The organism is Mesorhizobium ciceri WSM4083, from assembly GCF_000519305.1.
GTDB lineage: Bacteria > Pseudomonadota > Alphaproteobacteria > Rhizobiales > Rhizobiaceae > Mesorhizobium > Mesorhizobium ciceri_B.
In genome coordinates this window covers 320,296-335,373 of record NZ_JAFG01000003.1, presented here as the reverse complement: position 1 = coordinate 335,373, position 15,078 = coordinate 320,296, and the positions used below count along the sequence as shown (strand labels likewise).

The window sequence follows — 15,078 nt, the reverse complement described above, 5'->3', positions numbered from 1 at the left end:
ATGAAAACAGTCTGGCGCATCCTCCGCATTGTTCTCTACACCCTGCTGATCGTGGTTGCGGGAGCGATCGGCGCGCTGGTGGTGCTGACCAAGACCGAGCGCGGCCGCGACAATCTCGCCGGCATCATTTCGCGGCTGGCTTCGAACGACGACCGCAAGATCACGGTCAGTGGCATAGACGGCATCTGGTCCGGAGCGCTCAGCGTCGACCATGTCGTGCTGGAGGACCGCGAGGGCGCCTGGCTGGTGGCGCGCAAGGTCGCCTTGGACTGGTCGCCACTGGCCCTGCTGTCGAAAAACTTCAGCGCCGACCGTATCGCTGCCGAGCGTATTGAACTGGCGCGATTGCCGGTGGCCAGCACGCAGCCCGCGCCGAGCGGCGGCACGACGACGCTGCCGGTTTCCATCGACATCAAGCAGATCGACCTGCCCGAGATCGCGCTTGGCCAAGACCTTGCCGGCAGCGGCATCGCCGAGCTTGCGGCAAAGGGATCGGTCAAGGCCGATGCCGCACCACTGGCGGTCGAGACGGCGCTCAACATCACCCGCCATGACGGCAAGCAAGGCAATGTCGACGCCAAGATCCACTTTGCGCCGGCGGACAACAGGCTCGATCTCGACCTGAAGGCCTCGGAGCCGGCAGGCGGCATCATCGCCAATCTGCTCAAGCTGCCCGATACGCCACCGGTCGACATAAATGTTTCGGGCACGGGTCCGCTCGCCAATTGGAACGGCATCGGCACGTTCTCGGTCGACGGCAAGATCGTCACCCAGCTGACGGGTCGCCACCAACTGACCGACAAGGGCAATCATATCGAGGCCAAGGGCGACGGCGATTTCGCTCGCTTCCTGCCTGAGAATTTGAAGCCGCTGTTTGCCGGCAAGACCAGTTTCGACATTGCCGGCACCGCCACATCGGCCGGTGGCGTCAGTGTCGACCGCGCCAACATCGACAGCGATGCGGTCCACGGCACCGCGACCGGCATTGTCGATCCTGCCGGCGCCAGCGACCTCTCGGTCGAACTCGCCGCCAAGGGGCCGCCCGTGGTGATCAGCGTCGGCAGCAAGGCGCAGCCCATCACGCTGGCGATCAGCAATGCCACCGCCCGCGCCTTCGGCGACGGCAAGGCGCCGATCATCGACATCGGTGCCTCCTTCGTTTCCATCGTCGCCGGCGGCACGCGGCTGGACGATCTGACGGCCCAGATCCATTCCGATGGTTTTGACATCCAGAACCGCGCCGGGCCGGTCACCGTCAAGCTGCAGGCGGGCGGCCTCAAGACCGACGTGGCGACGCTGGCGCCGCTGATCACCGGCAAGATCGATGTCGATCTGGCCGGGTCGGTCAGCAAGGATGCCATTGCCATCGACCAGGGCACGCTGCGTTCCGACGCGCTCAACGCCTCGCTGACGGCGACGGTGGCGCTTGCCGACCTGTCGATGCAGTTGAAAATGAACGCGGATGCCGTGGCGACGGCCTTTCCGCCGCAGATCGCCTCGGTACTCGGCGCCCGGGTGAAATTCTCGGCCAGCGCGGCCCGCGATCCACAAGGGTCCTTCGCCGCCAATTCGATCGAGTTCACGTCCGGCACGCTCAGCGCCGCCGGCACGGCCAGCATGCAGGGCACCGACATCCAGGCCGACATCAAGGGCAAATTGGGCGACGTTTCCGTGCTGTCGCCGACGGTCGGCGTGCCGGTTGCCGGTGGCATCGATTTCGCGCTGTCGGCAAGTGGCGCCATGACGGCGCCGGATTTCACGGTTACCGCCGATAGCGACAGCCTGACGGCATCGGGCCGCACGGTGAAGAGCATCAAGCTGACGGCGGGCGGCAAGGCCGATATCACCAGTCCCGCCGCCAATGTCTCGCTGACCGGCTCCGTCGACGACCAGCCGCTCGACATCAAGGCAGCACTGGTGACGAGCGAAGGCAAGCGTTCGATCAACGGATTCCTGGTCTCGCTGGGCGACAACAAGGTCTCGGGCGATCTTGCGCTGGACGACAAGTATATGCCGCTGGGCACGCTGACGCTCGACGCGCCCGCCATCGACCAGTTGGCCGCACTGGCCGGCCAGGCGGTGACGGGCGACATCGACGGCATTATCCGCTTTGCCAAGGAGGGCGACGTGCCCTCCGTCGCGATCGATGCCAAGAGCACGTCGATCGCGCGTGGCGACGTGACGGCCAAGGCCATCACCGTCAATGCACTGATCGCCAATTATCTCAAGGCGCCGGCGATCGCGGGTTCAATCAAGGCCGACAGTGTCACCTCCGGAACCACCGAAATCGGCGGCATCGCCGTCGACCTGAAGCGCGACGGCGACTGGACCAATTTTACCGGTGGCGCCACCATAGCGGGCATTCCGGCGACCGCTGCCGGCCGGGTGAAGATCGCCGACGGCACGACGAGTGTCGAGATTGCCTCGGGCGAGGCGACGGTTCGCGGCATCAAGGCGGCAATCGCCCAGGCGTCGACACTGAGCATCGCCAACGGCACGGCCAGCATCGAGAAACTGGCGCTCGATGTCGGCGGCGGTTCGGTGACGCTGTCGGGCACTGCCGGTCAGACGCTCGACCTCGCGGCGGAATTTTCGGCACTGCCGGCGGCGCTCGCCAATGAATTTTCGCCCGGCCTCGATGCCGTGGGCACGCTCAGCGGCACGGCTGGTGTGACCGGACCGCCGGCCGCGCCCGATGTCCGCTTCAATGCGCAACTGGCCGGTATCGAAACCAGCCAGACCCGGCAGGCCGGGCTCGGGCCGCTCGCCGTCGATGCGGCCGGCAGCTACACCTTGGCCGGCGGCGTGATGCTCGATCAGGCGACGCTGACCGGCGACAAGATTTCCGGCAAGGCGACCGGCACCCTCAATCCGAACGGCGCCAGCGATTTTGCGCTCGATCTCATATCATCCGGCCCCAGCCTGCCCCTGACTGTCGGCAGCGCCGAGAGCCCGGTTAAAATCGAGATCCAGTCCTTGTCGGCAAAGGTGGCGGGCGAGAGCACGCGGGCCCGCCTGGATATCTCCGCGATCCTGCCCTCGATCGTCACCAGTCCGGCGAGGGTGGAGGGGCTTGCCCTGGCGTTGCACTCGGATGCGTTCGACCTCAAGAACCGTGCAGGGCCGGTTTCCGGCACAGTGTCGGTGGACAAGGTCGGTCTCGACAATCCGGTGATTGCGCCGCTGATCGCCGGCAAGGTCACGGCAGCGCTCAGCGGTCGGCTGACAGCCGATGCGGTTGCCATAGACAGCGGCTCGCTCAAGAGCGATGCCCTGAACAGCCAGGTCGCCGGCCAGGTATCGCTGCGTGACGGTGCCATCGACCTCAATCTGAAGGCGGACGCCCCATCATCGGCCTTGCCGGCGGCGGCGCGCGGCATGCTTGGCGAGCGCGCTGAGATCAGCGCCACGCTGAAGCGCGACCCCAATGGCAGTATCAACATAGGCGGATTGAAGCTGACCTCGGGCGCGCTGACCGCCGACGGGCAAGCCAGCCTTGCCGACAACAAGGTCGCCGCCGACATCAAGGGCGCGCTGAGCGACATTTCGCTGCTGTCGAAAGACGCCAAGGGCGCCATCGCCTTTGCGTTGAACGCACAGGGGCCGGCCACCGCGCCGAATCTGTCACTGACGGTCGACAGCGACCGCCTTCTCGTGGCGGCGCGAGAGATCACCGGGCTGAAGCTGACCGCCACCGGCAAGGCCGATGCCGCCAATCCGGCGGCGAATGTGCAGCTGACCGGCAATGTCGCCGGCCAGGCGCTGCAAGGCAGCGCGGTGCTGGCGACGGCTGACGGCAAGAGCGCCATCAACGGCCTGCTGCTGTCGCTCGGCAAGAACAGGATTTCCGGCGATCTGGCGCTGGACGAGAAGTTCGTGCCGGTCGGCACCATCGCGCTCGACCTGCCCGATATCGGCCCGCTGGCGGCACTTGCCCTGGAGAAGGCCGAAGGCGACGTACGTGGCACGATCGCCTTTTCGAAGAATGGCGCAGCACCCCAGGTCGCCATCAAGGCGGCGACCGCGTCGATTACGCGGGGCGACCTGCAGGCGAAAGCCGTCTCGATCGATGCGCTTGTCGCCAACTATCTGGCGGCGCCCGTGATCTCCGGAAAGATCCGCGCCGACACCGTCATTTCGGGCGGCACCGTGATCAGCGGCATCGATGTCGATTTGAAGCGCGACGGCGACTGGACCGGCTTTTCCGGCGGCGCAACCGTCAAGGGCATTCCCGCACAGGCCGCGGGCCGGGTGAAAGTGGCAAACGGCACGACGACCATCGAGCTTGCCTCCGGCCAGGCGACCGTCCAGGGCATCAAGGCGGCCATTGCCCAGGCCTCGACCGTCAGCATCGCCAATGGCACGACGACGCTGGACAGGCTGGTGCTCAACCTTGGCGGTGGCACGGCGACGGTGACCGGCAAGGTCGGCACGGCGCTCGACATCAATGCGACGCTGGCGCGGGTGCCGATGTCGCTGGCCAACAGTTTCTCGCCGGGGCTCGACGCCGCCGGCTCGATTTCGGGCACGGTCAAGGTGACGGGCGCGCCGGCAAATCCCGCCATTGCCTTCAATCTCGACGCCGCCGGCGTGCAGACCTCACAGACCCGCGGTGCCGGTGTCGGTGCGGTCAGTATCTCCTCGTCGGGCACCTTCGGCGCCAACAAGCTGACGTTCAATGCCAATGTCGGCGATGGCGCCGGCCTTGGCCTCAAGGGTGGCGGCAGCGTGACGACGGCCGGCACGCCGGCACTGGCGCTCGACTTCAATGGCGTCGTGCCGTTCGGCCTGCTCAGCCAGAAGCTTGCCGCGCAGGGCCTGTCGCTGTCTGGAACCGCCAATGTCAACGTGCAGGTGCGTGGTCCCGCTTCGTCGCCTGTCATCGGCGGCAGCGTTACCACCTCCGGTGCGCGCCTGGTCGATGCGCGTTCGGGCCTCGCCGTCAACGATCTCGCCGCCGATATCTCGATTGCCGGCGGCGTCGCCAGGATAAACCGGGTGACCGGAACGCTGTCGACGCGCGGCAGCCTGTCGGCCAGCGGCACGGTCGGCATCAACCCGGCGCAGGGTTTCCCGGCCGATTTGTCGATCAAGCTGGTCGACGGCCGCTATACGGACGGCAGGGTGGTGACCGCCAATCTCGGCGGCGACCTGACGATCAAGGGACCGCTGACCTCCGCACCGGTGATTGCCGGCACCGTCAATCTTGCCAAGACGGTGATCACCGTTCCGGACAAGTTGCCGGGCTCGCTGGCAGCGCTCGACGTCAAGCACAAGAACGCGCCGGGTGCGGTCAAGGCACAGGACAAGGCGCTGCGGCCGCCGACGACCAGCGGCAAGGGCGGCGGTAGCGGCCTTGCGCTCGATGTCACGGTCAACGCGCCGAACCAGATCTTCATCCAGGGCAGGGGCGTCGATGCCGAACTTGGCGGCTCGCTGAAGTTGACTGGCCCGGCCTCGTCGCCGCAAGCGGTCGGCACCTTCACCCTGCAGCGCGGACGGCTGTCGATCCTCGGCAAGCGGCTGACCTTCACCGAAGGCACGGTCGGATTTTCCGGCTCGCTGGTGCCCTATCTCAATTTGACGGCGACCACGACGACGACCGGCGCCACCGTCACCATCGTGGTGTCGGGCGAGGCGACCAATCCGAAGTTCACCTTCTCCTCGGTGCCGGCGCTGCCCGAGGACGAGGTGCTGGCGCAATTGATCTTCGGGCGCTCGATGTCGAACCTGTCGCCGCTCCAGATCGCCCAGTTGGCCGAGGCCGCCGGGCAACTGGCCGGCGTCGGCGGCTCGACGTCGCTGCTGGAAAACCTGCGCAGCGCCATTGGCGTCGACGATCTCGACGTCACCACCGACGACCAGGGCGGCACGGCGGTTTCGGCCGGCAAATACCTCAACGACCGCACCTATGTCACGATCCAGAAGGGTGACAAGCCGGGCTCGGGGAAGGCGACGATCGACCTCAATGTCGGGCGCGGCGTCAAGCTGCGCGGCGAGGCCAACGATGCCGGCGAAGCCAAGGGCGGCATCTTCTACGAGAAGGAATACTGATAGTTCGGCGGGACTTTTGGCCTCATGATGGATCGATTCTGGCGCTGTCCGGGCTGGAGTAAATGTCTCAGTTTAATCGACTATCGAGATTCCAGAAGAATCCGTCGGACAGTAGCAAATTTGCGCCAAGACTGTCGTTATCACGCGAACCGCTCCCCTTTCAAAGTTGCACATTCCCTAACATGTTCTCAATCCACGCCGTCTTTGACATCATGGCCTGGATGCGGAATGTTAAAAGGCGGAAAGCCAACAATGGGAGTTAAGTCATGACAATTTATAAGAGTAATGGCGATCGCGTTCCGGATCACATCCTGGCAATGGCCGAAGAAGCCAAGGCAGGCAAGGTGGACCGTCGCGAATTCCTGGCCATGGCCAGCGTCTTCGGCGCATCGACGGCAATGGCTTACGGCTTGCTCGGCCTCGCCGATCCGACGCCGGCGAAGGCCGAAGAGGTAAAGGGCAAGAAGGGCGGCACGCTGAAGATCGCCCAGTGGATCAAGGATCCCAAGGACCCACGCAAGGCCGACTGGTCGGAAATCGCCAATGCCGAGCGCCAGGCGCTCGAGCCGCTGGTCAAGTACACCTCCGAATACACGTTCCGCCCCTATCTGCTGGAAAGCTGGGACGTCAACGACGATGCCACGCAGTACACGCTGCATGTGCGCAAGGGTGTCACCTGGTCGAATGGCGATGCCTTCACCGCCGATGACGTCATCTTCAACCTGAAGCGCTGGGCCGACAAGAAAGCCGAAGGCAATTCCATGCCCGGCCGTCTCGGCTCGCTGGTCAAGGACGACAAGCTCGACGAAAGCGCCGTGACCAAGCCGGACGACCACACGGTCGTGCTGAAGCTCACCAAGCCGGACATCGCCCTGATTCCGAACATGTGCGACTATCCCGGCCTCATCGTCCACAAGACCTTCGATGAGAAGGGCGGCGACTTCAAGGCCTGCCCGATCGGCACCGGCCCGTTCGAACTCGTCTCCTACGATGTCGGTCAGAAGGTGGTCTACAAGCGCCGCACCGACAACAAGTGGTGGGACGGCGAAGTGTTCCTCGACGGCCTGGAATTCATCGACTACGGCACCGATCCGGCAGCCATGGTCAGCGCTTTCGAAGCCGGCGAAGTGCACACCAATTTCGAGACTTCGGCCGACTACGTGTCGATCCTCGACGGCATGGACCTGGTGAAGTCGGAAATCGTCACCGCGTCGACCATCGTCTGCCGCACCAACGTCAACAACAAGCCCTATGGCGACCAGAAGGTGCGCAACGCGCTGCAGCTTGCGGTCGACAACAACGTCGTCTTGCAGCTCGGCTACGGCAACGCCGGCTCGGTCGCCGAAAACCACCATGTCTGCTCGATCCATCCGGAATATTACGAGCTGCCCAAGGTTGCCCGTGATCCGGCCAAGGCGAAGGCGCTGATGGCGGAAGCCGGCCAGGCCGACTTCGAACACGAGCTGATCACGGTCGACGAAGACTGGCACAAGAACACCGGCGATGCGATCGCCGCCCAGCTGCGCGACGCCGGCATCAAGGTCAAGCGCACCGTTCTGCCGGGTTCGACGTTCTGGAACGACTGGACGAAGTATCCGCTGTCGATGACCAACTGGAACATGCGCCCGCTCGGCGTCCAAGTTCTGGCCATCGCCTATCGCACCGGCGAGGCCTGGAACGAGGCCGGCTGGTCGAATCCGGAATGGGATGCCAAGCTCAATGCGGCGCTCGCCGTTGCCGACGCCGCCAAGCGCAAGGAAATGATGAAGGACATCGAGCAGATCCTGCAGGATTCCGGCATCATGATTCAGCCGTACTGGCGCAAGCTCTACAGCCACTCGGTCAAGGCGGTGCAGAACTACAAGATGCATCCGACCTTCGAGCGCGACTACGGCAAGGTCTGGCTCGAACAGGCTTGATCGCATCGACATGGGGGAAGGGGCTCGCTCCCTTCTCCCGCTCTTTGCATCGTCCGTCCCTGTTGGTCCGCGCTTTCTCAAAAAACTTACGGACTCGCGGGCAAGGCCGTGCAACAAAAACAGGGTTGATCGCATCCGAAGGCCTGTTTGACAGCCAGCCCCGCCGGTCACGGCAGGGGTTGGCTTTCATAGCCGGCTCAAACCCCAACCCATCGGCAGGGGGCCGCCATGCTTTCCTTCGTTATCAGGCGTCTTGGCACCATGGCATTGACGATGCTGTGCCTGACCATGGTCGTCTTCTTCCTGATCAACCTCGAACCCAATCTGAAGAAGCTGGCGATCAGCCAGACCGAAATGCATACGTCGGCCGAGCAGCTCGAGAGCTGGCTGGTCAACCATGGCTATCGGCAGAACTTCTTCGTCCGTTATGGACAGTGGCTGGGCGTGGTGCCCAAGCAACCTGTGACAGACCCGGCGACCGGCAAGCCGGCGCAGCGTTTCTCGTTCTGCAACGATCCGCTCGTGCCGACCTTCGCCGGCGTTTTCCAGGGCGATTTCGGCTGCTCGACCAAGTTCAAGGCGACCGTCGCCTCAAAACTGTTTCCGGCACTCGGCGCTACGGGGATCCTGATGTTCTGGGTGCTGGTGGTGATGGTGCCGATCTCGCTGCTGATCGGCATTCTGGCCGGCATGCGCGAGGGGTCGCGAACCGACCGGGTGCTGTCCGTGGCGTCGATCGCCTCGACGGCGACGCCTGAATATGTGTCGGGCGTCATCTTCACCGTCATCTTCGCCTCATGGCTAGGCTGGCTGAACGGCTCGGCGGCTTCGGCCAGCCAGGGCATCACCTTCTACAATTTCACTTTGCCGGTGATGACGCTGGCGATCTACGGCATCGGCTATATTGCGAGGATGACCCGCGCGTCGATGGTCGAAGTGATGACGCAGCAATATATCCGCACTGCCAGGTTGAAGGGTCTTTCCTTCGGCAGCGTCGTGGTCAAACATGCCTTGCGCAACGCGCTGATCGCACCGTTCACCGTCATCATGCTGCAGTTCCCCTGGCTGCTCACCGGCGTCGTCATCGTCGAGGTGATGTTCCGTTACCAGGGCTTCGGCTACACGCTGGTCGAGGCGGCCGGCAACAACGACATCGACCTTTTGCTCGGCTGCTCGCTGGTCTCGGTGTTCATCGTCTTGATCACGCAGCTCATTTCCGATGTCGGCTACGCATTTCTCAATCCGCGTATCAGAGTTCAGTAGGGAGCGAAGCGGATGCCGGTTCAATATATCAGTGGCTTCACCATCGTTCTCGAAGTGCTGTCGCGCTTCTGGCCGGTCTGGATCGCGCTCGTCATCGTCATGGGCGCGAGCTTCGCCTACAAGAAGAAGCTGGCGCTCTACGGCCAGCTGTTCGACAGCGGTGTCGGCATCGTCGGCGTCGGCATCTGCCTGTTCTGGCTGTTCACGGCGATCTTCGCCGCGACCATTTCGCCCTTCGACCCGCTGGCCCAGATTCCCATCATGAAGGATGTGCTGCCGGGCGCCGTCGAACCGAAATCGGGGCTGACCTATCTGTTCGGCGGCGACAAGCTGGCGCGCGACGTGTTTTCGCGCATGGTCTATGGCAGCCAGATCGTGTTGATCATCGCGCCTGCGGCAACCGGCTTCGCGCTGATGGTCGGCATCACGCTCGGCCTGCCCGCCGGCTATTACGGCGGCAAGATCGACACCGTGCTGTCGTTCCTGGCCAATCTCGTGCTGGCCTTCCCGGTCATCCTGCTGTTCTATCTTTTGGTGACGCCGGGCATCATGGATACGCCGATCCCCTATGGCATGGCCGGCGTGTTCTTCCTGTTCCCGATCATCTTCTTCAGCGTGCTGTTCTGGACCCGCTACAAGAACCGGCCCGACCGGCTATACATCCTGCTCGGCATCACCCTGATCCTCGGCGGCTGGATCTATGCCGGCCTGGTCTTCGACGCCGATCCGCTGAAGATCGTGCATATCGACCCCAACCAGCTCAACATCTTCGTGGCGGTGGTGTTCGCCTCCAGCCCCGGCGTGTTCCGCATCGTGCGTGGCCTGGTGATGGACATCAAGACGCGCGATTATGTGGCGGCGGCGCAGACACGCGGTGAATCGCCCTGGTACATCATGCTGTGGGAGATCCTGCCCAATGCGCGCGGGCCGCTAATCGTCGACGCCTGCCTGCGCATCGGCTACACCACCATCCTGCTCGGCACGCTCGGTTATTTCGGCCTTGGCCTGGCGCCGGAAAGTCCGGACTGGGGCACCGCGATCAAGGACGCCAGCCGCCTGCTGCGCTCCTTCATCCACCCGGCGCTGCCGCCGACCATCGCACTGATGTCGTTCGTGCTGGGCTTGAACCTGCTCGCCGACTCGCTGCGCGAACAATCGATGAAAGACTGATATCGCGGGTTTCGACCCGATGCGCCTGAGAGAAACAGGCCTAGAAGAACCAGGATTGGAGCGACCCATGAACGAGGCAGTTCGAAATCCCGCCAAGCCGACCAATGGGCCGACCAATGGGCCGATCATCGAGATCGAGAACCTGTCGATCTCCTTCTTCACCCGCAAGGGCGAGATCCCGGCCGTCATGGATTTTTCCTGCACCGTCATGCCGGGGGAGGCGATGGGCATCGTCGGCGAATCCGGCTGCGGCAAGTCGACCGTGTCGCTCGGCATCATGCGCGACCTCTCCAACATCGGAAAAATCGTCGGCGGCAAGATCAAGTTCCAGGGCAAGGATATGGGCGAGCTCTCCGACGAGGAGTTGCGCTCCATTCGCGGCAACAAGATCGCGATGATCTACCAGGAGCCGATGGCGAGCCTGAACCCGGCAATGAAGGTCGGCCAGCAGCTGATGGAAGTGCCGCTGATCCACGACAAGGTGTCGAAGGAAGAGGCCTACAAACGCGCACTCGACATGGTGCGCTCGGTCAAGCTGCCCGATCCCGAGCGCATGATGCGCTCCTATCCGCACCAACTCTCCGGCGGCCAGCAACAGCGCATTGTCATTGCCATGGCGCTGCTGTCGAAGCCGGCGCTGCTTTTGCTGGACGAACCGACGACGGCGCTCGACGTGACGGTGGAAGCGGGCATCGTCGATCTGGTCAAGGGGCTGGGCGAGAAGTTCGGCACATCGATGATCTTCGTGTCGCACAATCTCGGCTTGATCCTGGAAACCTGCGACCGCATCACGGTGATGTATTCGGGCGAGGCGGTCGAGACCGGCAAGATCAAGGACGTGTTCGACCGGATGCGCCATCCCTATACGCAAGGGCTGTTCCGCTCGATCCCGCTGCCCGGCGCCGACAAGAATTCACGGCCGCTGATCTCCATCCCCGGGCAGCTGCCGCTGCCGCACGAGCGGCCCAAGGGCTGCAATTTCGGCCCTCGCTGCCACCATTTCGTCGAGGGCGTCTGCAACGCCGCCGAAATCCCGATGATCGAGGTCGCGGGTCACGAAGGCCATTACTCGCGCTGCGTGCGCTTCAACGAGATCGACTGGGAGGCGCTGCCGCCCGGCGCCAAGAAGGTCAATGAGCGCGTCGTGCCCGGCGCGCCGGTGCTCAAGATCGAGGATCTGAGAAAATACTACAGGGTCGGCGGCAGCGAGGTGTTCGGCTCGGGCGAGGGCCGCGTCGTCAAGGCCAATGAGACGATCTCGTTCATGGCGCGCGAATCCGAGACGGTCGCCATCGTTGGCGAATCCGGCTGCGGAAAGTCGACGCTGGCCAAGGTGCTGCTCGGGCTGGAGACGGCAAGTGCCGGCACGGTGACGCTGGGCAACACGGAAATCCAGTCGACGGGCATCGAGAAACGGAGCGTCGACACGGTGTCGTCGATCCAGATGGTGTTCCAGAATCCGTTCGATACGCTCAATCCCAGCCATTCGGTCGGTTCGCAGATCATCCGCACGCTGGAGAAGTTCAACGTCGGCAAGACGGTTGCCGATCGCCGCAAGCGCATGCTGGAGCTGCTCGACCTGGTGAAGCTGCCCAGGGCCTTCGAGACCCGCAAGCCGCGCCAGCTTTCGGGCGGCCAGAAGCAGCGCATCGGCGTGGCGCGCGCCTTTGCCGGCGACGCCAAGGTGGTGGTCGCCGACGAGCCGGTCTCGGCATTGGATGTGTCCGTGCAGGCGGCGGTGACCGAACTGCTGATGGACATCCAGCGCAAGAACAAGACGACAATGCTGTTCATCAGCCATGATCTGTCCGTCGTGCGCTACATCGCCGACCGCGTCGTCGTCATGTATCTCGGCTATATCGTCGAGCAAGGCACGACCGACCAGATCTTCGCGCCGCCCTACCATCCCTATACCGAGGCACTGCTGTCGGCGATCCCGATCGCCGACACCAGCGTGGTCAAGCGGCACATCGTGCTGGAAGGCGACATCCCGTCGGCGATGAATCCGCCGTCCGGCTGCCCGTTCCAGACCCGCTGCGGCTACAAGAAGCTGGTGCCGGACAATCTCTGCGAGACCAAGGTGCCCCCGGTCAAGCATCTCGGCGGCGGCCATATGAGCCTGTGCTGGCTCTCCGACGACGTGCTGGCCAAGATGGAGCCGGTGATCAAGTTCGACAAGGAACACGCTGCGCATGAGGGCGTGCCGGAAGACGCGCCGCATGGCGACGGCCCTGGTTTTGCCGGCACGCCACCGAAGCGTCCGCGCGGCAAGAAGCCGAGCTGACGGACGGAAAGTCGAGATCAATAATGCAGAGCGTTCAGTTGCCGCACTCGCTCAGTTGCTGCGCATAGTCCCGCGCCATCTTGTCGGTGGCCCGGGCATAGCCTTGGACACCGGCATCGCCGCGGTTGCCGCGGCCATAGGCGGTCCAGCCGAGATAGTAGGCGAGGTAGAGATTGTAGGTGTCGTTGCGGGCGACGCCATACGTGTCTGCGGTCTTGGAATGATACCAGCCGACGAAATCGACCGCATCGGCGAATTTCGTCCGCCGCGCCGCCCAGTTGCCGGTCTCGCGCTGATATTGCGACCAGGTGCCGTCCAGTGCCTGCGAGAAGCCGGTGGCCGACGAGACATGCTTCCACGGAATGAAGCCGAGCAGCTTGGTGCGTGGCGGCCGTGCATTGCTCTTGAAACCGGATTCCTTGCGCACCGTCGCCATCAGCACGGGAACGGGGATACCGTATTTCTGCTGGGCGCGCTCGGCGGCTGACTGCCAGTTGTCGAACCAGCCGTCATTCTGGTCGAAGACGGCGCAGACATTGTTGATGTGATTGGGCGGCGTGGCGCAGGCCGAAAGCGCCAGCAGCACGCAAACCGCACCAATTTTACTAAAACTCGAGCTACGCATTGGCGCAGCAATAGGCCGAATTCATAAAGGGAATCTTGCGGCATCCGTTAACGGTTCGCCGGCGCAGTCTCTCAAGGAAATCCAGTATTGATAATCCGACGCACTTCGTCGGTTTTTCTAAACAGACATAGGGGAAATGCCGCCGTGGCTAAAATCACGCCCGCAAACGGCGTATTTCTGACAGCTTGCCTGGTTTGCCAAGGCTTTGATGCCAGGCATGAACGAACCGAGACGCAAACGCGGGGCCGAGCGCACCAGCAACAGGGGGCCGTCGGCCATTCCGCAACTGCCGCTCAGGCGGGTGACAAATCCCTATCCGCCGATGGCCATGCTGTCGCCCGACCAGATCGAGCAGATCCATCTGGCCTCGATGCACATATTGGAGAATTTCGGCATCGAGGTGATGAGCCCGCGGGCGCTGTCGCTGTTCGAGAAGGCTGGCGCCAGGGTCGATCATGCATCGGCGAATGTCCGCGTCGATCGCGGTCTGATCGAAGACGTGCTGAAGACCACGCAGTCCAGCTATGTGTTGACGCCGCGCAACCCGGCCAACGCGGTTCATCTGGGCGGCAACACCATCAATTTCACGCTCGTTGCCGGGCCGCCGAATGTGCACGATATGGAGCGCGGCCGCCGTGCCGGCAATTTGCGCGATTATTCGGATCTGACTCGGTTGGCGCAGCATTTCAACTGCATCCACATGCTCGGCAACCAGGTCTGCGCACCGGTGGAGCTGCCGGCAAACTCCCGCCATCTCGACACCTACTTCACCAATCTGACGCTGACCGACAAGAGTTTCCACGTCTCGGCGATCGGCCGGGGCAGGGCGCTTGACGGCATCGAGATGATGGCGATTTCGCGCGGGCTGACGCTCGACCAGATGCGCGACGATCCCGGCATCACCACGATCATCTCGGTCAACTCGCCGCGCCGCTTCGACGAGATGATGGCCGAAGGGCTGATGACCATGGCCGAGTTCGGCCAGTCGGTGGCGGTGACGCCGTTCACGCTGATGGGGGCGATGAGCCCGGTGACGCTGGCCGGGGCGCTGGCGCAGCAGAACGCCGAGGCGCTGTTCGGCGTCGTGCTGACGCAGCTTGTCCGTCCGGGCGCGCCGGTCATGTATGGCGCCTTCACCTCCAATGTCGACATGAAGTCCGGCGCGCCGGCCTTCGGCACGCCTGAGAACACCAAGGCCAATATTGCGTCGGGGCAACTGGCGCGGCGATACGGGCTGCCCTACCGCACGACACCGGGCTCGGCTTCCAACGCCGCCGACGCGCAAGGCGCCTATGAGACGCTGATGGCGCTGTGGGGCGCGGTGCTCGGCCACGGCAACCTCGTCTATCACGCCGCCGGCTGGCAGGAGGGCGGGCTGACGGCGTCGTTCGAAAAACTCATCATCGATGTCGAGATGATCCAGCACATGATGGAGTTCCTGCGCCCGATTGAGGTCAATGAGGCCGAGCTCGCCGTTGAGGCTTTGGGCGCGGTGCCGACCGGCGGCCATTTCTTCGGCGAACCGCACACGCTGGAGCGCTATGCCACCGCTTTCTACCAGCCGATGCTGTCCAACTGGCAGAATTACGAAGCCTGGCAGGAAGCCGGCGGCCTCGACGCCACGGCGCGCGCGACGCGGCTTTGGAAGAAGGCGCTGGAAGACTATGTCGAGCCGGTGATGGATATCGCCGTGCGCGAGGCGCTGGAGGCTTACATGGCCAGGCGCAAGGAAGCGATCGGGCAGGGCGAGCCGTGATGCCTCC

7 protein-coding genes are annotated in these 15,078 nt (G+C 63.7%); 6 read left to right on the top strand and 1 reads right to left on the bottom strand.

All coding sequences use genetic code 11. The features are described 5' to 3' along the window. From MESCI2_RS0101580 to MESCI2_RS0101560, 5 genes are all read left to right on the top strand, one after another. Window positions 1-6,054, top strand: a complete 6,054-nt coding sequence (locus tag MESCI2_RS0101580) for a translocation/assembly module TamB domain-containing protein (protein WP_027035016.1) — start codon at window positions 1-3, stop codon at window positions 6,052-6,054. A 266-nt stretch (window positions 6,055-6,320) separates the two neighbouring features. After that, window positions 6,321-7,973: an ABC transporter substrate-binding protein gene (locus tag MESCI2_RS0101575; protein ID WP_027035015.1), complete on the top strand. Its 1,653-nt coding sequence runs from the start codon at window positions 6,321-6,323 to the stop codon at window positions 7,971-7,973. 228 nt (window positions 7,974-8,201) lie between these two features. Further along, window positions 8,202-9,236, top strand: coding sequence for an ABC transporter permease (locus tag MESCI2_RS0101570; RefSeq protein ID WP_027035014.1), 1,035 nt, complete (start codon window positions 8,202-8,204; stop codon window positions 9,234-9,236). 12 nt (window positions 9,237-9,248) lie between these two features. Then, entirely contained in the window at window positions 9,249-10,406 is a 1,158-nt protein-coding gene (locus MESCI2_RS0101565; RefSeq protein ID WP_027035013.1) for an ABC transporter permease, read from the top strand. A 67-nt stretch (window positions 10,407-10,473) separates the two neighbouring features. Next, window positions 10,474-12,690 (top strand): dipeptide ABC transporter ATP-binding protein, encoded by a 2,217-nt coding sequence (locus tag MESCI2_RS0101560; protein WP_027035012.1) that lies wholly within the window; start codon window positions 10,474-10,476, stop codon window positions 12,688-12,690. A 34-nt stretch (window positions 12,691-12,724) separates the two neighbouring features. Here MESCI2_RS0101560 and MESCI2_RS0101555 read toward each other — a convergent pair whose 3' ends face one another. After that, entirely contained in the window at window positions 12,725-13,315 is a 591-nt protein-coding gene (locus tag MESCI2_RS0101555; RefSeq protein WP_027035011.1) for a transglycosylase SLT domain-containing protein, read from the bottom strand. A gap of 217 nt (window positions 13,316-13,532) precedes the next feature. Between MESCI2_RS0101555 and MESCI2_RS0101550 the strand changes: the two genes are divergently transcribed. Further along, window positions 13,533-15,071 (top strand): trimethylamine methyltransferase family protein, encoded by a 1,539-nt coding sequence (locus MESCI2_RS0101550; protein WP_027035010.1) that lies wholly within the window; start codon window positions 13,533-13,535, stop codon window positions 15,069-15,071. Window positions 15,072-15,078 lie beyond the last annotated feature (7 nt).